Origin of the sequence: Sulfitobacter alexandrii (assembly GCF_001886735.1) — a bacterium.
GTDB lineage: Bacteria > Pseudomonadota > Alphaproteobacteria > Rhodobacterales > Rhodobacteraceae > Sulfitobacter > Sulfitobacter alexandrii.
The window spans coordinates 770,736-791,791 of record NZ_CP018076.1; the positions used below are offsets into that span (position 1 = coordinate 770,736).

The 21,056-nt window shown below is 64.7% G+C and carries 24 protein-coding genes and 1 pseudogene; 12 read left to right on the forward strand and 13 right to left on the reverse strand.

What is annotated here, in order from left to right; translation table 11 throughout:
- Window positions 1-3: 3 nt before the first annotated feature.
- The 3 genes from BOO69_RS03780 to BOO69_RS03790 all read right to left on the reverse strand — a co-directional run bounded on the left by BOO69_RS03780 (window position 4) and on the right by BOO69_RS03790 (window position 2,050).
- Complete coding sequence (locus BOO69_RS03780; protein WP_071970452.1) at window positions 4-1,050, reverse strand: hypothetical protein; 1,047 nt, start codon at window positions 1,048-1,050, stop codon at window positions 4-6.
- Between the two features lie 15 nt (window positions 1,051-1,065).
- Complete coding sequence (gene greA, locus BOO69_RS03785; protein ID WP_071970454.1) at window positions 1,066-1,536, reverse strand: transcription elongation factor GreA; 471 nt, start codon at window positions 1,534-1,536, stop codon at window positions 1,066-1,068.
- A 133-nt stretch (window positions 1,537-1,669) separates the two neighbouring features.
- Window positions 1,670-2,050: a VOC family protein gene (locus BOO69_RS03790; protein WP_071970456.1), complete on the reverse strand. Its 381-nt coding sequence runs from the start codon at window positions 2,048-2,050 to the stop codon at window positions 1,670-1,672.
- 81 nt (window positions 2,051-2,131) lie between these two features.
- Between BOO69_RS03790 and soxR the strand changes: the two genes are divergently transcribed.
- Both soxR and BOO69_RS03800 read left to right on the forward strand, forming a co-directional pair.
- Window positions 2,132-2,587 (forward strand): redox-sensitive transcriptional activator SoxR, encoded by a 456-nt coding sequence (soxR, locus tag BOO69_RS03795; RefSeq protein ID WP_071970458.1) that lies wholly within the window; start codon window positions 2,132-2,134, stop codon window positions 2,585-2,587.
- A gap of 163 nt (window positions 2,588-2,750) precedes the next feature.
- A complete protein-coding gene (locus BOO69_RS03800; RefSeq protein WP_071970460.1) occupies window positions 2,751-4,403 on the forward strand; it encodes an electron transfer flavoprotein-ubiquinone oxidoreductase in 1,653 nt (550 codons plus the stop codon).
- A gap of 51 nt (window positions 4,404-4,454) precedes the next feature.
- Here the strand turns inward: BOO69_RS03800 and BOO69_RS03805 are convergent, their stop codons facing one another.
- On the reverse strand, window positions 4,455-5,339 hold the full coding sequence (locus BOO69_RS03805) for a helix-turn-helix domain-containing protein (RefSeq protein WP_071970462.1): 885 nt from the start codon (window positions 5,337-5,339) through the stop codon (window positions 4,455-4,457).
- Window positions 5,340-5,474: 135 nt separating this feature from the next.
- Between BOO69_RS03805 and BOO69_RS03810 the strand changes: the two genes are divergently transcribed.
- The 3 genes from BOO69_RS03810 (at window position 5,475) to BOO69_RS03820 (ending at window position 8,650) form a co-directional block, all read left to right on the forward strand.
- On the forward strand, window positions 5,475-5,897 hold the full coding sequence (locus BOO69_RS03810) for a hypothetical protein (RefSeq protein ID WP_071970464.1): 423 nt from the start codon (window positions 5,475-5,477) through the stop codon (window positions 5,895-5,897).
- Between the two features lie 121 nt (window positions 5,898-6,018).
- Window positions 6,019-7,734 carry a tetratricopeptide repeat protein gene (locus BOO69_RS03815; protein WP_071970466.1) on the forward strand — a complete coding sequence of 572 codons (1,716 nt, stop codon included), beginning with the start codon at window positions 6,019-6,021 and terminating at the stop codon, window positions 7,732-7,734.
- Between the two features lie 7 nt (window positions 7,735-7,741).
- Window positions 7,742-8,650 carry a 4-(cytidine 5'-diphospho)-2-C-methyl-D-erythritol kinase gene (locus tag BOO69_RS03820; protein ID WP_237267557.1) on the forward strand — a complete coding sequence of 303 codons (909 nt, stop codon included), beginning with the start codon at window positions 7,742-7,744 and terminating at the stop codon, window positions 8,648-8,650.
- On the opposite strand, the gene BOO69_RS03825 is transcribed toward BOO69_RS03820, so the two are convergent.
- Window positions 8,634-9,632 carry a polyprenyl synthetase family protein gene (locus tag BOO69_RS03825; RefSeq protein WP_071970470.1) on the reverse strand — a complete coding sequence of 333 codons (999 nt, stop codon included), beginning with the start codon at window positions 9,630-9,632 and terminating at the stop codon, window positions 8,634-8,636. The genes BOO69_RS03820 and BOO69_RS03825 overlap by 17 nt on opposite strands.
- A gap of 55 nt (window positions 9,633-9,687) precedes the next feature.
- Between BOO69_RS03825 and BOO69_RS03830 the strand changes: the two genes are divergently transcribed.
- The 3 genes from BOO69_RS03830 to BOO69_RS03840 all read left to right on the forward strand — a co-directional run bounded on the left by BOO69_RS03830 (window position 9,688) and on the right by BOO69_RS03840 (window position 10,927).
- On the forward strand, window positions 9,688-9,903 hold the full coding sequence (locus BOO69_RS03830) for a putative signal transducing protein (RefSeq protein ID WP_071970472.1): 216 nt from the start codon (window positions 9,688-9,690) through the stop codon (window positions 9,901-9,903).
- Window positions 9,900-10,652, forward strand: a complete 753-nt coding sequence (locus tag BOO69_RS03835) for a tRNA1(Val) (adenine(37)-N6)-methyltransferase (RefSeq protein WP_071970474.1) — start codon at window positions 9,900-9,902, stop codon at window positions 10,650-10,652. The genes BOO69_RS03830 and BOO69_RS03835 overlap by 4 nt, the downstream gene beginning before the upstream one ends.
- A 110-nt stretch (window positions 10,653-10,762) precedes the next feature.
- A complete protein-coding gene (locus BOO69_RS03840; RefSeq protein WP_071970476.1) occupies window positions 10,763-10,927 on the forward strand; it encodes a YdcH family protein in 165 nt (54 codons plus the stop codon).
- On the opposite strand, the gene yddG is transcribed toward BOO69_RS03840, so the two are convergent.
- The 6 genes and pseudogenes from yddG to BOO69_RS03865 form a co-directional block, all read right to left on the reverse strand.
- The gene (yddG, locus tag BOO69_RS03845; protein ID WP_071970478.1) at window positions 10,924-11,790 is read right to left on the reverse strand and encodes an aromatic amino acid exporter YddG; all 867 of its coding nucleotides are present in this window, start codon (window positions 11,788-11,790) and stop codon (window positions 10,924-10,926) included. The genes BOO69_RS03840 and yddG overlap by 4 nt on opposite strands.
- A gap of 267 nt (window positions 11,791-12,057) precedes the next feature.
- Entirely contained in the window at window positions 12,058-12,780 is a 723-nt protein-coding gene (gene phbB / locus BOO69_RS03850; protein ID WP_071970480.1) for an acetoacetyl-CoA reductase, read from the reverse strand.
- 117 nt (window positions 12,781-12,897) lie between these two features.
- Window positions 12,898-13,131, reverse strand: coding sequence for a hypothetical protein (locus tag BOO69_RS23610; protein ID WP_335743932.1), 234 nt, complete (start codon window positions 13,129-13,131; stop codon window positions 12,898-12,900).
- 11 nt (window positions 13,132-13,142) lie between these two features.
- Window positions 13,143-13,745 carry a patatin-like phospholipase family protein gene (locus BOO69_RS03855; RefSeq protein WP_335743933.1) on the reverse strand — a complete coding sequence of 201 codons (603 nt, stop codon included), beginning with the start codon at window positions 13,743-13,745 and terminating at the stop codon, window positions 13,143-13,145.
- A gap of 48 nt (window positions 13,746-13,793) precedes the next feature.
- Window positions 13,794-14,968 (reverse strand): annotated as a pseudogene (locus BOO69_RS03860) (acetyl-CoA C-acetyltransferase).
- A 132-nt stretch (window positions 14,969-15,100) separates the two neighbouring features.
- Entirely contained in the window at window positions 15,101-15,943 is an 843-nt protein-coding gene (locus BOO69_RS03865; RefSeq protein ID WP_071970481.1) for an EAL domain-containing protein, read from the reverse strand.
- A gap of 102 nt (window positions 15,944-16,045) precedes the next feature.
- Here BOO69_RS03865 and BOO69_RS03870 point away from each other — a divergent pair, with 102 nt between their 5' ends.
- Window positions 16,046-16,624 carry a DNA-3-methyladenine glycosylase I gene (locus tag BOO69_RS03870; RefSeq protein WP_071970483.1) on the forward strand — a complete coding sequence of 193 codons (579 nt, stop codon included), beginning with the start codon at window positions 16,046-16,048 and terminating at the stop codon, window positions 16,622-16,624.
- Here the strand turns inward: BOO69_RS03870 and BOO69_RS03875 are convergent.
- Window positions 16,599-16,988 (reverse strand): response regulator, encoded by a 390-nt coding sequence (locus tag BOO69_RS03875; RefSeq protein ID WP_083545442.1) that lies wholly within the window; start codon window positions 16,986-16,988, stop codon window positions 16,599-16,601. The genes BOO69_RS03870 and BOO69_RS03875 overlap by 26 nt on opposite strands.
- A gap of 8 nt (window positions 16,989-16,996) precedes the next feature.
- Window positions 16,997-18,073 carry a PAS domain-containing protein gene (locus BOO69_RS03880; protein WP_071970485.1) on the reverse strand — a complete coding sequence of 359 codons (1,077 nt, stop codon included), beginning with the start codon at window positions 18,071-18,073 and terminating at the stop codon, window positions 16,997-16,999.
- 294 nt (window positions 18,074-18,367) lie between these two features.
- On the opposite strand from BOO69_RS03880, the gene rpsD reads away from it, so the two are divergent.
- The 3 genes from rpsD to BOO69_RS03895 all read left to right on the forward strand — a co-directional run bounded on the left by rpsD (window position 18,368) and on the right by BOO69_RS03895 (window position 21,050).
- Window positions 18,368-18,988, forward strand: coding sequence for a 30S ribosomal protein S4 (gene rpsD / locus BOO69_RS03885; protein WP_071970487.1), 621 nt, complete (start codon window positions 18,368-18,370; stop codon window positions 18,986-18,988).
- Between the two features lie 154 nt (window positions 18,989-19,142).
- On the forward strand, window positions 19,143-19,574 hold the full coding sequence (locus BOO69_RS03890) for an acyl-CoA thioesterase (RefSeq protein WP_172839493.1): 432 nt from the start codon (window positions 19,143-19,145) through the stop codon (window positions 19,572-19,574).
- A 57-nt stretch (window positions 19,575-19,631) separates the two neighbouring features.
- A complete protein-coding gene (locus tag BOO69_RS03895) occupies window positions 19,632-21,050 on the forward strand; it encodes a homospermidine synthase (protein WP_071970489.1) in 1,419 nt (472 codons plus the stop codon).
- Window positions 21,051-21,056 lie beyond the last annotated feature (6 nt).

Below are 21,056 nucleotides of genomic sequence, written 5' to 3' on the forward strand. Positions count from 1 at the left end.
GGCCTAGTCGAACGTCCCGGCACAGCGGCCCAGCAGCATGAAGGCGCGGGCGGTACGGGTATCGGCCAGGGCCGAGATTTCCCCGTCGGAGGCGTTCTTCTCGAAACCCGCGAAAGTCTTGTCGAAACGGCGCAGGAAGTGGTGCGCGGCGTCGCGAAATATCGGATCCTGTTTCATGCGTGCGTTCGTCAGCGCGAGCGACGACCGGTCCCTGATGCCGCCAAGCGCCGCGATGGGCCGCCCTCGGGCGCCCTGGGCGAACTGGCGCCAGACCTCGGGGCGGGCGCGATCGGGGCGCAGGTCGTCCATGTAGATGCCATCCTGGCTGAGCAGGGTCAGCACATCCTGCGCCGCCTGGATCAGTTGCTTGGCGGCCCGATCCTTGAGCGCGCGGCGCAGGGAGGCAAAGCCGCTCTCGTCCTCTGCCGTTTCCGGGAAATTCAGAGCGCGGATGAAATCCTCTGTCGACAGGACCGGCACCATGTCGGACGCCTGCGTCCCCAGCGCCAGCGTCGGCTGGTCGTCCACGGCAGGCGCAGGGGCGAGCGGCGCAAGGCGCGCGCGGTCGTCGCGACGGGACTGGAAGGTGGCCAGCGCGGTTTCCGTCTTGCGGGTGGCGGCGGCGATCTCGTCCAGCTTGCGCGCGACCGAGGATTCCGCCCGCATGTGGCCGCCCTGCTGCTGCGCGATATAGGCCTGCCGTATCGCGTCGATGGCAGACTGCAGGCGTTGGCTTTCCTCGCGCATGACGCGGCTGGCCCGGGCGGCCGTTGCCGCCACCCAGATCATCGCGACGGGCATGAACACCGCCAGCATCGTCATCAGGAAGCGCAGTCCGCCCGATTCCGTCTCGGATTCGGGACCCGAACTGACGAAGACAAAGAAGATGCCCGCCCCGAGCAGCCAGACGGCGCTGAGCGCGATCGCGATCACTTCCACCGGCGTGATCAGGTCGGGCTTGGGCTTGTCATACAGGCCCAGCGGTGTCGCGCGGGCCGGTCTTGGGGCCGGGGGCTGTTCCGAGCCGGCGGGTTCGGGCGCATCGGTCATGCTGGCACCCTCGCGTCAGGCGTAGACGATCTTGAGAACCTCATAGGATTTTTCGCCCCCCGGTGTTCGCACCTCGACCGAATCGCCTTCTTCCTTTCCGATCAGCGCCCGCGCGATGGGCGACTTGATGTTCAGCAGGCCGTCCTCGATCCGGGCTTCGTATTCACCAACGATCTGGTAGGTCTTTTCCTCGTCCGTGTCCTCGTCCACGAGGGTCACCGTGGCGCCGAACTTGATCGGGCCGGACATCTTGGCAGGGTCGATCACGTCGGCGAGCGAGATCACGCCCTCCAGCTCCTTGATGCGCCCCTCGATGAAGGACTGCTTTTCCTTGGCGGAGTGATATTCGGCGTTTTCGGACAGGTCGCCGTGTTCACGGGCTTCGGCGATCGCCTTGATGATGGCGGGGCGCTCGACGCTCTTGAGCTGCTTCAGTTCGGCTTCCAGCGCAGTGTGGCCCGCGCGGGTCATTGGGATCTTTTCCATGGGCTGTCCGTCGACGTAAGGAGGGCCGCACCCCGGTCCGTTGCCGGGAGCGGCCTTGATTGATTGGACTCCAAGTGACCCAAAGTTGCATAAGATTGCAAGGGGTCGGTTGAGGATCGGCGCGCTGCCGCGGTCAGGCGTAGCTGACGACCTCGTACTCGATGCCGTCGTCATCGTGAAAATAGAACCGTCGTCCCGGTTCGTAGTCGGCGTGCTTGCCGGTCTTGAAACCATGCGCCGCAATCGCCGCTTCGGTGGCGTCCAGATCGTCGACCACCACGGCGATATGGTTCAGGCCGGCGATCCGCGCATAGCTGTCGGTCGCCGCCCCGGTCGCGCCGGGCGGTGTATAGAGCGCGAGGTACTGGCTCTGCGATCCGACATGGACCGTATGACCCCCGGAAATGGCCTCGCCCTGCCAGCGCACGTGCCAGCCAAAGAGCTTTTCCATCCACGCGGCCGTCGCCGCCGGATCGGACACGGTGAAATTGGTATGTTCGAGAAGTGCGGTCATCCTTGTCTCCCAAGTTGTTGCAGTCTCCACGGTAATTGCTAAACCTCACTTTAGGTCAAGGTATTTTCGGGAGGGAATTGCATGGCGGTGAACGAGGGCTTGTCGATCGGCGCGCTGGCGGACAGGACCGGGCTGGCGGTATCGGCGATCCGGTATTACGAGGCGCAGGGCCTGATCCGGCCCTGGCGCAATGCGGGCGGCCAGCGGCGGTTCCAGCGTGCCGACCTGCGCCGCCTGAGTTTCGTGATGATCGCGCAGCAGTTCGGCTTCACGCTTCCGCAGATCAAGTCGGAACTGGACCGCCTGCCGGGAGGCCGTACCCCGACAAAGGCGGACTGGGCGCGGATCAGCGCCGGCTTCAGGGCGGCGTTGGATCAGCGGATCGACGCGATGATCCGGCTCCGCGACAACCTCGACGGCTGCATCGGGTGCGGCTGCCTCAGCCTCGACACCTGCGCGCTTTACAACCCCGCGGATCGCGCTGCGGCGCTGGGGCAGGGGCCGCGCTACCTGATGGGCGATCAGCCCGCATCCTGATCCCCGGCGGCGGCTTTCGGGGAACGTGTGCGGCGGCGGCGCGTTCCTTATCGGTGGCGCGGCGATATGCCCGAAATTTCACGCGACGTCCCGATTGCATTGGGACGTGGCGTGGTTTAGCCACGTCGAAACCTTTTATGTTGCCTTGGAGGGAGCGCCGAGCATGGCCGATATCGAACGCGAAGCAATGGAATACGATGTGGTCATCGTGGGCGCCGGGCCCGCAGGTCTGTCGGCCGCAATCCGGCTCAAGCAACTTGACGCCGACTGCAATGTGGTCGTGCTCGAGAAAGGGTCGGAAGTGGGCGCACACATCCTGTCGGGCGCGGTCCTCGATCCCTGCGGTCTCGACGCGCTGATCCCCGACTGGAAGGAAAAGGGCGCACCTCTGAACGTCCCGGTCAAGGAAGACAATTTCTACATGCTGGGCGAGGCGGGCAAGGTGCGGGTGCCGAACTTCCCCATGCCGCCGCTGATGAACAACCACGGCAACTACATCGTGTCCATGGGCAACGTCTGCCGCTGGATGGCCGAACAGGCCGAGGAACTGGGCGTCGAGGTGTTCCCCGGCATGGCCTGCTCCAAACTGGTGTTTGGCGACAACGGCGAGGTCAAGGGCGTCGTCGCGGGCGAAATGGGCATCGGTGCCGACGGCGAACCCGGCCCCAGCTATGAGCCGGGGATGGAGCTGCACGGCAAGTATGTCTTCCTGTCCGAGGGCGTGCGCGGCAGCCTGTCCAAGCAGGTGATCGCCAAGTATGGCCTGGACGAGGGCAAGGAGCCGCAGAAATACGGCCTCGGCATGAAGGAGATCTGGGAGATCGACCCGGAAAAGCACCGCGAAGGCACCGTGACCCACACAATGGGCTGGCCGCTGGGCAAGAACGCGGGCGGCGGATCGTTCATCTACCATCTCGACAACAACCAGGTCTACGTCGGCTTCGTGGTGCACCTGGGCTACAAGAACCCCCATGTCTTCCCCTACATGGAATTCCAGCGGTTCAAGCATCACCCGATGGTCAAGGAACTGCTGGAGGGCGGCAAGCGCGTGGCCTACGGCGCGCGGGCGATCACCGAAGGCGGCTACCAGTCGATGCCCAAGATGGTGGCGCCGGGTGTCGCGCTGTTGGGCTGTTCCGTGGGCATGGTCAACGTGCCGCGCATCAAGGGCAACCACAACGCGATGCTGTCCGGCAAGGCAGCGGCGGAAGCGGCCTTCGAGGCGATGTCCGCCGGCCGCTCCGGCGACGAGCTGACCGACTACGAGACCGAGGTGCGCGAGGGCGAGATCGGCAAGGACCTCAAGAAGGTGCGCAATGTCAAACCGCTCTGGTCCAAGTACGGCCTGACCACGTCGCTCGCCGTCGGCGGCTTCGACATGTGGTGCAACACCTTCGGATTTTCCCTGCTCGGGACGATGGGCCATGGAAAATCGGATGCTGAGGTGACCGAAAAGGCCTCCAAGCACAAGCCGATCGACTATCCCAAGCCCGACGGCAAGCTCAGCTTTGACCGGCTGACCAACGTGTCCTTCTCCTTTACCAACCACGAGGAAAGCCAGCCGGCACACCTCAAGCTGAAGGATCCCGACCTGCCGGTGAAGGTGAACCTGCCGGAATACGATGGCCCGTCCGCCCGGTACTGCCCGGCGGGAGTCTACGAGTTCGTGAAGGACGACAAGACCGGCGAGGACCGTTTTGTCATCAACTTCCAGAACTGCGTGCACTGCAAGACCTGCGACATCAAGGATCCCAAGCAGAATATCGTCTGGACCACGCCGCAGGGCGGTGACGGGCCGAACTACCCGAACATGTGATGCGGGCGAAGGCGGGGGTGACCCCGCCTTATTCGTTTCAGCCGGTCGCGCTCACCTCCGACCGCCCGGCGTGCGTCCAGTCACCTGGCGGAACACGGACGTCATGTGCGACTGGCTGGAAAACCCGCAGTCCAGCGCAATTTCGGCAAGGCCTGCGGTGGTGTCCATGGCGATACGTTCCTGCGCCCGCGCCACGCGCAGGGCCAGCACATGGGCATACACGGTTCGCCCTGTGGTCTGTCGAAACAACCTTGCAAAGCGGGCGGTGCCCATGCCCGCGACCTTGGCAAGGTCAGCGACGCGCAGGGTGCCGTCCAGGCCTTCGTTGATATAGTCATCGACTGACTTGAGAACTGCCGGGGAAAGGCGGTCGCCCCGTTCCGGCGTTCGCCGCTGCTGCGCCAGGAAGGTCAGGCGGTCCACGACAAGGTGCAGGGCGCTGTCCGCAAAGAGGCTGTAGCCGGTGCTGTCTTCCCCCTCGCGCCAGAGCGTTGTGCAGAGCTGAAGCAGCAAGTCGTCCCGAAACGGCGCGGCATAGAGTGGACCAAGCCTGCCCAGTCTTTCCCGCGCGCAGGTTTCTTCGCCGTCGAACAGGCTGACGGGAAGACACAAGCCGATGAACGCATGTGGACCGGACAAGGTGACATCCGACGCGGTGTCTGGCGGGACGAGGGTCAGATCCTGGCTGCGCCATGGGCCGACCCAGCGACCGCACCCCCAGTCGAACTGCGCCTCGCGCGTGCCACGGGTCGCCAGATAGAGCAGGACGTTGGGCATCGCGGGGTCGGGGAAATGGCCTGCCGGTTGCCGGGCAGAGAACAGGCTGACCGGCGCTTGTCCCACGATCTTCCGGTCGATCATGTAACGGGCGTAGGGGCCGCGCCGGTAGAAATCGGCGTGGTCCGCGAAAGCGGAGGCATCTGTGGGCTGAGTCATTTTCTGTTCCGGACCAGAGAGTCGAATCCTAACAAGGCGTCCGTGATCCTGAAAGACCGCGCTGTGGTGTCGGCCTAATCTGGCCGAGCCGGGGCGCTCCCGCCCGGGCCACTTGAAACAGAGGCTGTGAATACAATGAATTTCATCGGATCGACGCTTGGGGCGCTCTGCGGGATGCTGGCGGTTTGTATCGGAGCCGCCGCGCAAGAGCTGGCTTTCGAGGAGGACGGGCCGTTTCGTCCCGGAGAGGGGTTCGGCACCCCGGCCACCTGCGAAACCATGCCCGACTGGATCGACAGGGCACCCGATATCGGAGGCCGGATCAGCATGGTGATTGAAGGCCCCATCACGCAAAGCCATTGGGACGGGGCACTGGCCTATCTCATCATGTGCGACCCGCAGGAGGTTCAGGTGATGTGCGTCACCTACTACCCCCAGGAGGTGACGGGCGAGCCGGTGCAGTTCGCGGGGGGGTACAATCGCGCGGGAGAGCGCCAGATCGTTCTGGATCCCTGCCTGACCTACCCGGTGGAGGGCGAGCCGGTGGGTGTGGATTGAGCCGGACGGCCCGCCGTCCGCGTGCCTTTGCTCACAGCTGTGTCATGGCGGGGCTGCGGCATTGCGCTTGGCGCTGGACCTGATAGCCTTTCGCAAATTCCCGATGAGAGGCAGTAGCGATATGTTGAGACTTGTGCTGAGTACGGTTGCCGTTCTTGCAGCAGGGACCATGCTGACGCCGCCGGCGCAGGCGCAGTCGGTCGCGGGATCCTACCTTGCCGGGCGTCATGCCGCCGTGAACAGTGACTACGAGGAAGCGGCGCGCTACTACACCGAGGCGCTGGCACAGGACCCCACCAATGCGGAACTGATGGAAAGCGGCACGCTGGCGCTGCTGTCGTTGGGGGATGTGGAAAAGGCATTGCCGCTGGCCCGCGCGCTCGAGGAAAAGAACCACCGCAGCCAGGTGGCCCGGCTCGTGCTGACCGCGGATCTTGCCAAGAAGGGCGACTACCAGGCCCTGCTCGAACGCGGAGACGACCCCACGGGGATCGGCCCGTGGGTGGACGGGCTCGTGAAGGCCTGGGCGTACATGGGCGCGGGTGACGTTACCTCTGCCATGTCGGCCTTCGACACCCTGAGCGAAGAGCCGGGAATGCAGGGGTTCGTGATGTATCACAAGGCGCTCGCCCTGGCGAGCGTGGGGGACTACGAAGGGGCCGAAGAGATTTTCGGCGAGGGGCTGGTGGGGGCCGCCGGGCAGACCCGGCGCGGCGTCATGGCCCATGCCGAGATTCTGGCGCAGCTTGAAAAGCCGGAAGAGGCGCTGACCCTGATCCGGACCAGCTTTGGCGCCGGAACGGACCCCGAACTCGACATGCTGATCGACGCGCTGGAGGCGGGTGATCCCGTTCCCTTCACCCATGTGCCGGACCCGCTTGCCGGCATGGCCGAGGTCTTCTTCACTTTTTCCGCCGTTCTCAAGAGCGAGGATGCGGGCGACTATTACGTCCTGCTGTATTCGCGCGTGGCCCGCTACCTGCGGCCCGATCACATGGACGCCCTGCTGCTGACCGCCGAGTTGCTCGAGAATCTCGGTCAGTTCGATCTCGCGATCGAGGAATTCGCCGCCGTACCTTCGGACAATCCCACCTATCACGCGGCAGAACTGGGCCGTGCCGGGGCGCTGCGCCGGTCGGGACGGGAGGATCAGGCGATCGAAGTGCTGAACCAACTGGCACGCAGCCACGGCGACCTTGCCGTCGTGCATTCCACGCTGGGGGACATCCTGCGTGGGCAGGAAGATTGGGCCGGGGCCATCGCGGCTTACGACCGGGCCATCGAACGCGTGTCAGACGACACCCGCATGCGCTGGGTGCTCTACTACTCCCGTGGCATCGCGCACGAGCGCTCCGGCGACATGGACGAGGCCGAGGCGGATTTCCGCGCCGCGCTGGAGATCAACCCCGAGCAGCCCCAGGTGCTGAACTATCTGGGGTATTCCCTGGTCGAGCAGCAGCGCAATCTGGACGAGGCGCTGGACATGATCGAACGCGCGGTCGCGGCCAGCCCCGATTCCGGCTACATCGTGGATTCACTCGGCTGGGTGCTTTACCGCCTCGGCCGCTACGACGAGGCGGTGGACCAGATGGAACGGGCGGTGGAACTGCTGGCCGTCGATCCGGTCATCAACGATCATCTGGGTGATGTCTATTGGGCGGTGGGCCGCAAGCGCGAGGCCGAATTCCAGTGGCGGCGGGCGATCTCCTTCGTCGATCCCGAGGATGACGACGGCGAGGCCGATCCGGACCGCATCCGCCGCAAGCTGGAAGTGGGGCTTGACGCAGTGCTGGAAGAAGAGGGCGCGGAGCCCTTGAAAACCAGCAGCGATATCTAAGCGACAGGTGGCTGAAGTAACCGCGCGCGCCCGGGTGCGCGCCCCCGCCAAGATCAACCTGACACTTCACATCACCGGCAAGCGGGACGACGGATATCACCTGCTGGATTCGCTCGTGGTTTTCGCCGACGTGGGCGACCGGCTGGAATACACCGTTGGCGGGCCGCTGTCCCTGTCGATCACGGGCCCGGAAGCCGGTGGGCTGGAGGCGGGGCCGTCGAACCTCGTGCTGCGGGCGGCGTCGCTGGCGGAAGCCGATGGCGGCCGCTTCAAGCTGGAAAAGAACCTGCCGGTGTCCTCCGGCATCGGAGGCGGCTCCGCCGATGCCGCCGCTGCGGTGCGCGTGCTCCTCGCGATGGGGGCGTCGGGCGGTGCGCAGGCAGCCGCAGTCGACCCGGCCGCCCGCTTTCTGCCGCTGGGGGCGGACGTTCCCGTCTGCCTCGACTGCCGCCCGGTCCGGATGCAGGGCATCGGAGAGATCCTGACGCCGATGCCCGACCTTCCGGGCCTGCACGCCGTCCTGATCAACCCGCGCGTGGCCTTGGCCACCCCGGTCGTCTTCCGTGAACTTCAACGCGCCGAAAACGCGCCGATGCCGGCCACTCTGCCCGATTTCGAAGGCCGCCGCCATCTCGTGTCGTGGCTGCGAGACCAACGCAACGACCTTCAGGAAGCGGCCCTTTCTCTGGTGCCCGCCATCGGCGATGTTCTCGCCGCGCTGGAAGGCGCGCAGGGCTGTCTGCTGGCCCGGATGTCGGGATCGGGCGCGACCTGCTTCGGGCTGTTCGACCACGCGGCATCGGCGAAAACGGCGGCGGCGCGCATTTCGGACCGGCACCCGCACTGGTGGGTGACACCGACGCAACTGGGCGACATGCAGGCGCTGTCGCAGCCGCGGATCAGCCGATCCGGCTGACGACGTACTCGGCAAGGTCAGACAGCATTTCCCGCACCGGATGATCGGGCAGGGGGGCCAGCGCCGACCGGGCTTTTTCTGCCCAGTTGCGGGCTTCGCGCTCTGTCTCCATCAGGGCGTCGTGGCGGTGGAGCAGTCCAAGTGCGGTATCGAGATCGCCTTCTTCCTGCCGACCTTTCTCGATGGTGCGCACCCAGAATGCGCGCTCCTCCGCGTCGGCCTTTGCCACCGCCTTGATGACCGGGAGTGTCAGCTTGCGTTCGCGGAAATCGTCGCCGACGTTCTTGCCCGTGGCATCCGATTGACCGCGGTAGTCCAGCAGGTCGTCCACGATCTGGAAAGCGACGCCAAGCGCGTCGCCATAGTCGAAAAGGGCGCGCACATGATCTTCGGGCGCGTCGGCGATCACGCCGCCCACCCCCGTCGCGGCGGAGAAAAGGGCCGCCGTCTTGCCCCGCACCACCTGCAGATAGACGCTCTCGTCGGTCGCGAGATTCTGCGCCGCGGTCAACTGTAGCACCTCGCCCTCGGCGATCGTCGCGGCGGCGTTCGACAGGATCCGCATCACCCGCATGGATCCGGGTTCCGTCATCAGCTGGAAGGATCGGGCGAACAGGTAATCTCCGACGAGAACCGACGACTGGTTGTCCCACAGCAGGTTCGCGGTGGGCCGCCCACGCCGCTGCGCGCTCTCGTCGACCACGTCGTCGTGCAGCAGGGTGGCGGTGTGGATGAACTCCACCGTTGCGGCAAGGTGGACGTGATAGGGACCGTCATAGCCGCACATCCGCGCCGCGGCGAGGGTCAGCATGGGGCGCAGTCGCTTGCCGCCCGCCTCGACCAGATGGGCCGTGACTTCGGGGATGCGCGGCGCGTGTTCCGACGCCATCCGCTCGCGGATCAGTGCGCCGACCGCGGTCATGTCCTCGGAGAGGTAGGTGGCCAGCCTGTCGTGCGGTTTCGCCTTTGTCGCGATATTCATGGCTTTACCCCACCCAAGGCTCGACAAACGGGCGCGCATGGCCCAGATCACTGTAATGAAGGAACTTTTGCGCAGCACCGACATGACGACCATCGCCTTTGCCACCGCCCTTCTCAGGGGCGAGGATATAGCCTGCTTCGAGATGGACGTAAACATGAGCGTTCTCGAAGGGGGCATCGGAATCTTTCCGCGCCGGCTGATGGTCCATCCCGACGATCACGCGGCAGCGGTTCAGGTTCTTCGGGACAACGACATTCCCCTGGGCCTGTGACCGGCACGGGCAATAGCAACCTGACGCGCGACGCCTTTCTGGGGGGCAGGCTGCATCTGTGGCAACCGCGCGAGGGCTACCGCGCGGGGGTGGACGCGGTACTGCTGGCCGCAAGCGTCGGCGCCACCACCGGCCAGCGTGTGCTTGAACTGGGCTGCGGGGTGGGAACCGCGATTTTGTGTTTGAATTCAAGGGTTCCGGGCCTTCGTCTGGCCGCCGTCGAAGTGCAGCCGACCATGGCCGATCTGGCCCGACGCAACGGCGGAGACGCACTGGAAGTCTTCACCGCGGACGTGGCGGAGTTGCCGGCGGACCTGCGCCAGCGGCAGTTCGATCATGTGCTGGCGAACCCGCCCTACTACGACAGGGCCGCCTCTGTTCGGTCCGGCGACCCGGCGCGCGAAGCCGCACATGGCGAGACGACCCCGCTGGCGACGTGGGTCAGGGTTGCGGCGAAACGCCTCGCTCCGAGGGGGCAGGCCCACTTCATCCACCGTGCCGAACGCCTGCCGGATCTCATACGCGCGCTGCCCGACGACCTGGGGTCGGTCGAAGTGCTGCCGTTGGCGGCGCGGGAGGGCCGTGCTCCCGACCGCGTGATCCTGCGGGCGCGCAAGAACGGGCGCGGTGCCTTCCGCCTGCATCCGGCCCTCGCCCTGCATGTCGGCGCGCATCACAGCGATGCCAACAAGGATTACGCGCCCGTGGTGGACGCTGCCCTGCGGGAGGGGGCAGCGCTCCGCTTTTAGGCGGGATTAAGCAAAGCTTTACCAGTTTGGCCGATATGCTGCATGGCGGCGTGACAGAACCGCAGTTCTGTGGTCCACTTTTCGGACCCACTCATCACATGGAGGATTACATGGCTTTTGACGCGCATCTGGAGAACCTGAAGCGGAAACACAAGGCGATGAGCGAGGCCGTGGAGAATGCCCAACGCTCCCCCGGTTTCGATGATCTGGAAGTGGCTACCATGAAAAAGGAAAAACTGCGTCTGAAGGAAGAGATCACGCGTCTTTCGACCTAGCGCCTTTTCATGCTCGTATAGGCGGCAACTCCGGCGCCGCCCGTGATCAGCAGAGCCGCCCACAGCAACGTGAAACTGGGGGCGGCCACCCCGGCAAGGACCAGTACCACCGTTGACAGCAGCGGTGCCGCGTAAGAGCTCGTTCCAAGAAGCTGGATATCGCCCTGTTTTACACCGATGTCCCAGACGAAGAACGCAAGCCCCACAGGGCCAATTCCCAAACCGAGAATCGCGGCCCACCCCAAAGCCGTTTGGGGCAAGACCGTTTCTTCCAGCATCAGGTGCAGCGGCAAGGACAGGGCCGCGGATGCCAGGCAGAACACCGTGACAGACGCGGTCGGTGCGAACCCCACCAATCGCGACAGCACGGAATAGCTGGACCATGTGAACGCGCAGAGCAGGGCCAGCATGTAACCCGGCAGATGGTCGGCCGAGAATCCCATCCCGCCGCCCGTGATGATCAGCGCGGCGCCGGCGAATCCCAGTGCCGCGCCCAGCATGTGACCGGCCCTTAGCCGTTCGCCCGGCAGCAGTCCTGAAAAGATCACGATCAGCAACGGCCAGAGGTAGGCAATCAGCCCCGCCTCGGCAGCCGGGGCAAGCCGAAGTGCCGAGAAATAGAGGGCGTGATATCCGAACAGTCCGAATGTGCCAAAGGCGTATACCCGGAACGGCACGTGCTGCAGCGCGGGTAGTGTGCCGGTTGCCCAGGCCCAGATCAGCCCCAGCGTTCCGCCGGTCGCAAAGCACAGGGTGTTGAGCAGAAGTGGCGGCGTGGGCGCCGAACCGACGGTGAAAAGCGCCAGCAACGCCCAGAGCAGCACGGCGATGAAGCCGACGGCAGTCGCGGTTGTCCGGGTCATGTTATGTCGGCCCCTTGCAGCATGGTCACCGCGTCGGGGATATGCGCCGTCTTGTCAATCTCGGTTTTCCGCGCCCGGCGGTCACGGGAAGCGGAAGGCGACGCACCCCGCCGCCTGCCGCGCCATTCATGCGGCTCACGTCGCCCGGGAGGCTGCCGTCTCCGCCTTGAAGGAGGGCTGTTTCACCGCAGCCCCCGCCGATCTGCAGGCCATTCGGCCTGAGGCCGGCGCCCTCGCGCCGGCCACTTTGTCATGATCGTCCGGGCGTCAGACGAAGAACTGTGCCCCGTTGGCCGAAATGGTCGATCCGTTGATGAAACCCGCGTCATCCGCCACCAGGAACTTGACTGCCCGGGCGATTTCCTCGGGCTCGCCCAGACGGCCTGCAGGGATTTGCGCGATGATGGATTCGCGGACCTTCTCCGGCACGGCCATCACCATGTCCGTACCGATATAGCCGGGGCAGATCGCGTTGGCGGTGATGTTGGCGCGCGCGCCTTCCTGCGCCAGAGACTTCACGATGCCAAGGTCGCCCGCCTTGGTCGCGGCATAGTTCACCTGCGCGAATTGCCCTTTCTGGCCATTGATCGACGAAATGACCACGATCCGGCCGAACTTGCGCTCCCGCATGCCGGGCCAGACCGGGTGGATGGTATTGAAGACACCCGTGAGGTTCGTGTCGATCACCTGGTGCCACTGTTCCGGGGTCATCTTGTGAAACGGCGCGTCGCGCGTGATGCCCGCGTTCGCGACGATCACCTCGATCGGGCCGAGGTCGGCTTCGACCTGTGCGATCCCGTTCTTGGAAGACTCGTAGTCGGCGACGTTCCACTTGTAAGTCTTGATGCCGGTCTCCTTGGTGAACTCGGCGGCGGCCTCGTCATTGCCGGCATAGGTCGCGGCGACGGAATAGCCCGCCTCCTTCAATTCCTTCGAGATGGCGGCGCCGATCCCACGGCTTCCGCCGGTTACAAGTGCGACACGGGACATTAAGTTTCCTCCGGTAATGATATTTCGATATGCATCTATTTGACGCAACTTTGTTTCGACCACATCCCGTTTAGGCGGCTTGCGCCTCCTTGGCAACACCCAAGGGGCCGCCGGAACTCAATTTGTACCGGCTTGACGCGCGGACAGGTATTCGCGCCCGTCCGTCTCGCCCGTGGCCCATGTCCGCCGCAGCTTTGACGGGTCGGTAAAGTCGATCTTGTCGGCTTCGACCTCCTCCTTCGGGCTGATGTAGGTGCGGTGCTCGACCTCGGGGATACGGTCGTAGGCGCGGGTCAGCAGGATCAGGGTTGCGCCCCGGTCAGGCCGGGGCAGGGGGGCCTGATCGGCCATGCCGCCATCGATCACGGGCTTGCCGTCCCAGAGCGGGGGTCGAACAGCGGCGGGATCACGGCAGCCGCGCAGATCAGGTCCGCCAGCTTGCCGTCGGCCGCGGCCTGGCGTGCGTCGACCATGGTGCTGGTCACGCCGATCTTTTCGGCCCAGTTGAAGTGCGGACTGCCGACAAGGTGCAATTCGGCCTCGTAGGCGAGCGTCGCGGCGGTGCCGGTCAGACGCGCCAGCGCACCGGCGGGCGGATGCCCGATCAGGATCTGAAACGACGGTCCATCGGCGACCTCGGCCATGGCCGTCCTGTCGAAGACGTCGCTGACCACTTCGCGGTAAAGCTTCTGGTGCGGGCTCCAGCCGTCATCCCCGACAGCGTGGGGATCCATGTTGCTGTCGAGGGAGTCGAAGGCGCCGCACAGGTTGTCGAGAAACATCTTGCCGCGCCGCGTGATGAAACCCGCCGCGGTCCCGGCGCCGCCGCTGACACCCGTGATCCGGTCGGGGTCAAGGGCGATTTCGTCGCGCACGATATCCAGCCATCCCCCCTGCCAGCAGCAACGCGTGCCGCCGCCCGAGCAGACCAATTGTTCAAACGGGGAGGAAGAGGGCGAGGACATGAGCAGACACAGGCGCGACCCGGTTGGCAGGTCGCGCCAAGACCCCGATCAGGGGCGCTCGAGACACATGGCGACACCCATGCCGCCGCCAATGCAGAGCGTGGCCAGACCCTTCTTCGCGCCGCGGCGCTTCATCTCGAAGAGCAGCGTGTTCAGGATGCGCGCGCCCGAGGCACCGATGGGGTGGCCGATGGCAATGGCACCGCCGTTCACGTTCACGATCGCCGGATCCCAGCCCATGTCCTTGTTGACGGCACAGGCCTGCGCGGCAAAGGCTTCGTTTGCTTCCACCAGGTCCAGATCCTCCGGCTTCCAGCCCGCCTTTTCCAGCGCCTTGCGGCTGGCATAGATCGGGCCCACGCCCATGATCGACGGGTCCAGCCCGGCGGTGGCGTAGGAAGCGATCCGCGCCAGCGGTTCGATGCCGCGCTTCTCGGCTTCGGCAGCGCTCATCAGCAGCGCGCCCGCGGCACCGTCGTTCAGACCCGAGGCGTTGGCGGCCGTGACGGACCCGTCCTTGGTGAATGCGGGGCGCAGTTTCTGCATCGCCTCCATCGTCGCGCCATGGCGGATGTATTCATCGCTGTCCACGACCGTGTCACCCTTGCGGCCCTTGACCGTGTAGGCGACGATCTCGTCCTTGAACTTCCCCGCCTTCTGCGCGGCCTCTGCCTTGTTCTGCGAGGCGACGGCGAATTCATCCTGCGCGTCGCGGCTTATCTGCCATTTCTCGGCCACGTTCTCGGCGGTCTGGCCCATGTGATAGCCGTTGAACGCATCCCACAGGCCATCCTTGATCATCGTGTCGATGAATTGCAGGTCGCCCATTTTCTGACCCGCGCGCAGGTTCTGGGCGTGGGGGACATCGTCATGTTTTCCTGCCCGCCGGCGGCCACGATCTCGGCATCGCCAAGCTGGATGTGCTGGGCCCCCAGTGCGACGGCGCGCAGGCCGGAACCGCAGACCTGGTTGATGGACCATGCGGCGGACTCGATCGGCAGTCCTGCGTTGATATGGGCCTGGCGCGCCGGGTTCTGGCCCTGCGCGGCGGTCAATACCTGACCGAGGATCGTCTCGGATACGTCGGCAGCATCGACACCCGCGCGGGCGATGAGTTCGCGCAGCACGGCGGCGCCAAGGTCATGGGCGGGGGTGTTGGCGAATGAACCTCCAAAGCTGCCCACGGGGGTGCGTGCGGCGGATGCGATGACGACATTGGTCATGAGATAGCGTTCCTCTTCGTTTTGCGCAGATGCGTGCCGCCGCGACGAGGGGTGAATGCCGCGACTCCTCTGCCCTCTGGGTCCGTCATATCCCATGCACATCGAGGCGGCAACTGAACGAAAGTTGCGGTGCTATCCCACCGCGCCCCGCCGGGCAGATGCCAGCCATGCGGGCTTCAGCGTCGGCGCGCCGAAATGGTATCCCTGCATGCAGTCCACGCCAAGGGCGGCGACCGCGGCGGCATCCTGCGCCGTTTCCACGTTCTCGGCGATGGTCAGCATGTCGAAATGCCCCGCGATGGAGACGAGCGCGGCCGTCAGCACACGGTTGTCGGCGTTCTGCGCGATCCCGCGGATGAACTGTCCGTCGATCTTGATCACGTCGAACAGGAAATCCTTGAAGTAGCGGATCGCCGTCTGGCCGGCGCCGAAGTCGTCCAGGGCAAAGCAGACACCGCGGGGTTGCATTTCGTCCATCAGGTCCACCACCAGTTCCGGGAGGGTCATGGCCGAGGTTTCCGTGATTTCCAGTATCAGGCGTTCGCCCAGGGTAGGATTCCGGTCCAGGCTTCGTTGCAGCAGCTCGGACCAGCCCTTGTAGCCGATGGAACGGGCGGACATGTTGATCGACAGGCGCAGGGCGGGATGGCGCTGCAACGCCGTCAGCCCCATGCGCAAGGCGATGACATCGAGCTGCCGCCCGAGTTCCGTGTCCTCGACCACCGGCATGAAGTCGCGCGCCGGAATCACCCTCCCCGTGGCGTCCAGCACCCGGATCAGCCCCTCGTAAAAGGCGACGGTGCCGGGCAACCGGGCAGAGACGACCGGCTGGTAGGCCAGCAGGGTTTCACCGTGCGCGATCGCGTCACGCACCATGTCGAGGGTCCGGGCGTCGCGCGCGCTGACGGCACGGGCCAGCGGGCTGATGGCATCGGCGGGCGGGAGCGTCCCTTCTTGTGTCTTTGCGGCGGTCACGGCATGTACTTTCCTCAAGGTCCGCGCCACCATGGCAGCCAAAGTGATAACGGCGCTTTAAGGGAAGAATTCGCGTGGAATTTGCCGCGCCGGGGAGGACTGATGCAGCGTTGCGCATGGGCCGGAACGGATCCGGAGTATATCGCCTACCACGATACCGAATGGGGCGTGCCCGAGTACGACAGCCGCGCCTTGTGGGAAAAACTGGTTCTCGACGGGTTTCAGGCCGGTCTGAGCTGGATCACGATTCTGAGGAAGCGCGACAATTTCCGCGCAGCCTTCGAAGGTTTCGACCCGCATCGTATCGCGGAGTGGGGCGAACCCGAGGTCGCGCGGCTGCTTCAGGATCCGGGGATCGTCCGCCACCGGGGCAAGATCGAGGCGGCCATTTCCAACGCCCGCGCCTGGCAGCGGATCGAGGCGCGCGAGGGGTTCGCGGATTTCATGTGGTCCTACGTGGATGGATTTCCCGTGCAGAACAGGTTCGCGACGCAGGCCGATGTGCCCCCGCAGACTCCGTTGTCGATCCGGGTGTCGAAGGATCTCAAGAAGGCGGGGTTCAAGTTCTGCGGCCCGACGATCGTCTATGCCTGGATGGAGGCCTGCGGGCTGGTGAACGACCATATCGTCACCTGCCACCGCCATGCCCCGGTGGCTAGCATGGCTCGGCCTCGAGGCTGAGGATCGCCTGCCGTATGTCCTCCGGCGAGGACGGCTTGGCCACGATGGGGACTTCGAACCGCGTCACCATTTCGCCCCGCCGGTCGAGATCGCCGGTATGCAGCAGGAACGGCACGCCGATGTCCTTGAGCCGCGCCGCGACCGGCTCGCAGGTCTTGCCACGTCCAAGATTGACGTCCAGCACGGCGGCATCCGGCGGATTGTCGTCGATGATCGCAAGCGCCCGTTCCGCCGAACTGGCGGTGACCGGCGTGAACCCCGCTTCCGACAGGGAGAACTCGAGATCCATCAGGATCAGTGCCTCGTCATCGAGCACGAGAATCCGTTTGAGGCGATCCGCCCCATTGGCCATCGTTTCCTGCATCTGGTCTCCTAGTCTATCAGGGGTAGCGAAATGTGGACGTGCAGCCCTTCCGGGCGCCAGTCGTAGTCGATCACGCCATCGGCCGATCGTAGCAGCGTTTCCATGATGTTGTGACCCGTGCCGCCCGATTTCTCGCGCAATTCCTTTGGGACGGTCCCGGTTTCGGTCCATTCCAGGGACACCCGCCGCGATTCGGCGATGGACGTGTCCTTGTCCAGCCGCCACGCCACCTTCACCTTGCCATGATCGGTCGCCAGGGCACCGTATTTCATTGCGTTGGTGGCAAGTTCATGCAGGGCGAGGCCGAGGATCGACACCACATTGGCTTCGGCACGCAGGCCGTTGCCATCGAGCTCTATCCGGTCTTCCTCCGGATCGTAGGGCGCCAGCACCGACCGGATCGCCTGCCCGACCTCGATCGAGCCGAGGCGCGCGTCGTCCAGGGTGGGCTCATAGGCCCGGCCCAGGGCGCGGATACGCTGGTTGATCGCTTCCGCGATGCTTGTGTTCCCCTCCATGCGCCCGGTGACCGACACGATGGAGGCGATGACCGAGAACATGTTCTTCATCCGGTGAGACAGTTCGCGCGACATCGCCTTGGCGTTGGCTTCCTCCGCCCGGGCCGCGTGGACATCGGACACGTCCCACTGACTGCCGAAATAATAGAGAAGCTCGTTGTTCTCGTTGTAGATCGGACCAAGGTGGAGCGCGTTCCAGAATTTCTCGCCATCCTTGCGGTAGTTCACCAGCTCGACGACGATCACCGCTTCTTTTTCGAGCGCGGTGCGGATACGCCTGACGGCCGCCGGGTCCGTTTCGGGGCCCTGCAGAAATCGGCAGTTCCGGCCGACGATTTCGGCCTCGTCATAGCCCGTCAGTTCCATGAACGCGCGGTTGGCGAACACGATGGGGCTGTCCTCTGCATTGGGGTCGGACAAACAGATCGCCATGCGTGTCTGCGCCATGGCCTGTTCGAACAGCACGCCGGACGCTCCGGAGAACTGATCGTCGGCGTGTTTCTCTCTGAATCGCTGCGGGCTGTCGTCAAACGCCCGGTGGACCTGTCTCTTCTTTTCTTCGCTCATCGGGGTTTCGGCTCGTCGTAGATCGTTACTCATATGAATCACGCCGATGAAAACGATGGAGCGTGACAGCCCATGGGCAACTAGAGGTACGCGCGCCGATGTCAAGTTGACTTGTCCGCCTGACGCTCCGTCGTGATGTTCCGTTGAAAAGACACGTTGACTCCGGGCTGCACGGCCGTATAAGCGCGGCTTCATTGGTGTTGGTGGCCCCCGCAAGGGGATGCCTGTCGGGGTATCGCACCCAGAGGACAACGCCCTTTACCGCCCCAAGGGGCCATATAAAGGAGAACAGCCGTGACCAAACGCACCGCTGCCAAGCACAAGATCGACCGCCGCATGGGCGAAAACATCTGGGGCCGCCCGAAGTCCCCGGTCAACCGCCGCGAATACGGCCCCGGCCAGCACGGCCAGCGCCGCAAGGGCAAGCTTTCCGATTTCGGCATCCAGCTGCGCGCCAAGCAGAAGCTGAAAGGCTACTACGGCGACCTGACCGAGAAGCAATTCCGCCGCATCTACGGCGAAGCCGAGCGGGTCAAGGGCGACACCGGTGAGAACCTGATCGGTCTGCTGGAGCGCCGCCTTGACGCAGTGGTCTACCGCGCCAAGTTCGTCGCGACCGTGTTCGCCGCGCGCCAGTTCGTGAACCACGGCCACGTCCGCGTGAACGGCCGCAAGGTGAACATCCCCTCCTACCGTGTGAAAGAGGGTGACGTGATCGAGGTCCGCGACCGGTCCAAGCAGATGGTCGCGCTGCTCGAAGCCACCCAGTTGCCCGAACGTGACGTGCCGGACTACATCGAGGCGGATCACTCCAAGATGACGGCGACTTTCGTGCGCACCCCGGCGCTGGGCGACGTGCCCTATCCGGTGGTGATGGAACCCAACCTCGTCGTCGAATTCTACGCCAAGAACTAAGCTTCTTCGCACATGTTTTCAGCAAAGGCCGCGCCACCGGGCGCGGCCTTTCTCGTTGCGCGGCAACCATGTCATTTCCGGAAGCGGCCATTTGAGGATGGGAAGGCGGCGCGGCTTTGTGTAGAAACACCTACCAACGCAGGAGGGCAGACCCATGGACATCCCGTTCAAGACGACACGCATGTTGAACTTCGGCGACTGCGATATTTCCGGCACCGCCTATTTCCCGTCCTATCTCAACATTCTCAACGGCGTGAACGAGGAATTCTGGCTCCATCTCGGCTGGCCATGGCACAAGATCATCTGGGAAGAGCGCTGGGGCACGCCCACGGTGCACCTGTCGTCCGACTTTTCCAGCCCCTCGTTTTTCGGAGAGGAGCTGACCTTTGAAGTGCACGTGCGGAAAGTGGGCCGATCATCGGTGACGATGTACCACGAGATCAGCTGCGAGGGCGAGAAACGCTGGTCCAGCACGCAGGTTCTCGCGGCCTCCGACCTCGACAAGCATACCTCGATCCCCTGGCCGGCCGACGTGAAGGCGGCGCTTGAGGCCTGCCTGCCCGGCGATGGCTCCCCACAGGATTGACCCTTCGGCGCGTGTCATGCATCACCGGGCGAACCGGACACAGCAGGAGACGCCGCCATGACCACCTATCCCACCTATGGGCGCATCGACGGTCCCATCGTGATGATTGGCTTCGGCTCGATCGGACGGGGCACGCTGCCGCTGATCGAACGGCATTTCGACTACGACGCGGACAAGCTGGTGGTCATCGAACCCGATGACGGCGTGCACACCTTTCTCAGCCAGCGAAAGATCCGCCACATCGCGGAGAAGGTGACGCGCGAGAACTACCGCGACCTGCTGGGGGATCTGTTCAAGGACGGCAAGGGGTTCTGCGTGAACCTCAGCGTCGATACCTCCAGTCTCGACATCATGAAGTACTGTCGCGAACTGGGTGTCCTTTACATCGACACGGTCGTGGAGCCGTGGGAAGGGTTCTACTTCGAGACCCAGAACAACGCGGAGCGGACGAACTACGCCCTGCGCCAGCGGGTGCGTGACGAGGCTGCGGCGAACCCCGGCGGCCCGACAGCGGTCTCCTGCTGCGGCGCCAACCCGGGCATGGTGAGCTGGTTCGTGAAGGAGGCGTTGCTGACCCTCGCGCAGGATACCGGCAAGGACGTCACCACGCCGGAAACCCGCGCGGGCTGGGCGACACTGATGCAGTCCCTCGGGGTCAAGGGCGTTCACATCGCCGAGCGGGACACGCAGGCCCGCCGCACGCCGCGGCCACGTGGCACATTCGTCAACACCTGGTCGGTGGAAGGGTTCATCGCCGAAGGATTCCAGCCCGCGGAACTGGGCTGGGGCACGCACGAGACATGGATGCCCGAGAATGCGCACAGTTACGACAGCGGGTGTCAGGCGGCCATCTGGTTCGAGCGCCCCGGCGCGATCACGCGGGTGCATACCTGGTGCCCGACACCCGGTCCGCAGTTCGGGTTCCTCGTGACCCACAACGAGGCGGTGTCGATCTCGGACTACTATACCGTGGGGGACGCCGCGAACCCGGACTATCGGCCCACGTGCCACTATGCCTATCACCCCTCTGACGACGCTGTCCTGTCGCTGCACGAGATGTTCGGCTCGGGCGTTACCCAGACCCGGCATCACATCATGGAGCCCGACGAAATTTCCGAAGGCATCGACGAGCTTGGCGTGCTGCTGTACGGCCACGAGAAGAACGCGCTCTGGTACGGCTCACGTCTGAGCAACGCCGAGGCGGTCGAGCTTGCACCCTACCAGAACGCCACCGGCCTTCAGGTCAGTTCCGCCGTGCTGGCCGGGATGGTCTGGGCGCTCGAGAACCCGGAGGCCGGGATCGTCGAGACGGACGAGATGGACCACGCCCGCTGCCTCGAGGTCCAGCGCCCCTACCTCGGCCCCGTCGAGGCGCATTACACCGATTGGACCCCGCTTCAGAACCGGTGGGAATTGTTCCCCGAGGATATCGACGAAAGCGATCCGTGGCTGTTCAGGAACGTGCTGGCAAGCTGACGAAAC

Coding starts and splice junctions, on each gene's coding strand:
- BOO69_RS03830 (WP_071970472.1), top strand. CDS start 9,688: ATGAAGGAACTTTTGCGCAGCACCGACATGACGACCATCGCCTTTGCC.
- yddG (WP_071970478.1), bottom strand. CDS start 11,790: ATGACCCGGACAACCGCGACTGCCGTCGGCTTCATCGCCGTGCTGCTC.
- greA (WP_071970454.1), bottom strand. CDS start 1,536: ATGGAAAAGATCCCAATGACCCGCGCGGGCCACACTGCGCTGGAAGCC.
- BOO69_RS03810 (WP_071970464.1), top strand. CDS start 5,475: ATGAATTTCATCGGATCGACGCTTGGGGCGCTCTGCGGGATGCTGGCG.
- BOO69_RS03895 (WP_071970489.1), top strand. CDS start 19,632: ATGACCACCTATCCCACCTATGGGCGCATCGACGGTCCCATCGTGATG.
- BOO69_RS03780 (WP_071970452.1), bottom strand. CDS start 1,050: ATGACCGATGCGCCCGAACCCGCCGGCTCGGAACAGCCCCCGGCCCCA.
- BOO69_RS03890 (WP_172839493.1), top strand. CDS start 19,143: ATGGACATCCCGTTCAAGACGACACGCATGTTGAACTTCGGCGACTGC.
- soxR (WP_071970458.1), top strand. CDS start 2,132: ATGGCGGTGAACGAGGGCTTGTCGATCGGCGCGCTGGCGGACAGGACC.
- BOO69_RS03800 (WP_071970460.1), top strand. CDS start 2,751: ATGGCCGATATCGAACGCGAAGCAATGGAATACGATGTGGTCATCGTG.
- BOO69_RS03870 (WP_071970483.1), top strand. CDS start 16,046: ATGCAGCGTTGCGCATGGGCCGGAACGGATCCGGAGTATATCGCCTAC.
- BOO69_RS03875 (WP_083545442.1), bottom strand. CDS start 16,988: ATGCAGGAAACGATGGCCAATGGGGCGGATCGCCTCAAACGGATTCTC.
- BOO69_RS03880 (WP_071970485.1), bottom strand. CDS start 18,073: ATGAGCGAAGAAAAGAAGAGACAGGTCCACCGGGCGTTTGACGACAGC.
- BOO69_RS03805 (WP_071970462.1), bottom strand. CDS start 5,339: ATGACTCAGCCCACAGATGCCTCCGCTTTCGCGGACCACGCCGATTTC.
- BOO69_RS23610 (WP_335743932.1), bottom strand. CDS start 13,131: ATGGCCGATCAGGCCCCCCTGCCCCGGCCTGACCGGGGCGCAACCCTG.
- BOO69_RS03790 (WP_071970456.1), bottom strand. CDS start 2,050: ATGACCGCACTTCTCGAACATACCAATTTCACCGTGTCCGATCCGGCG.
- BOO69_RS03840 (WP_071970476.1), top strand. CDS start 10,763: ATGGCTTTTGACGCGCATCTGGAGAACCTGAAGCGGAAACACAAGGCG.
- BOO69_RS03825 (WP_071970470.1), bottom strand. CDS start 9,632: ATGAATATCGCGACAAAGGCGAAACCGCACGACAGGCTGGCCACCTAC.
- BOO69_RS03815 (WP_071970466.1), top strand. CDS start 6,019: ATGTTGAGACTTGTGCTGAGTACGGTTGCCGTTCTTGCAGCAGGGACC.
- BOO69_RS03855 (WP_335743933.1), bottom strand. CDS start 13,745: ATGTCCTCGCCCTCTTCCTCCCCGTTTGAACAATTGGTCTGCTCGGGC.
- phbB (WP_071970480.1), bottom strand. CDS start 12,780: ATGTCCCGTGTCGCACTTGTAACCGGCGGAAGCCGTGGGATCGGCGCC.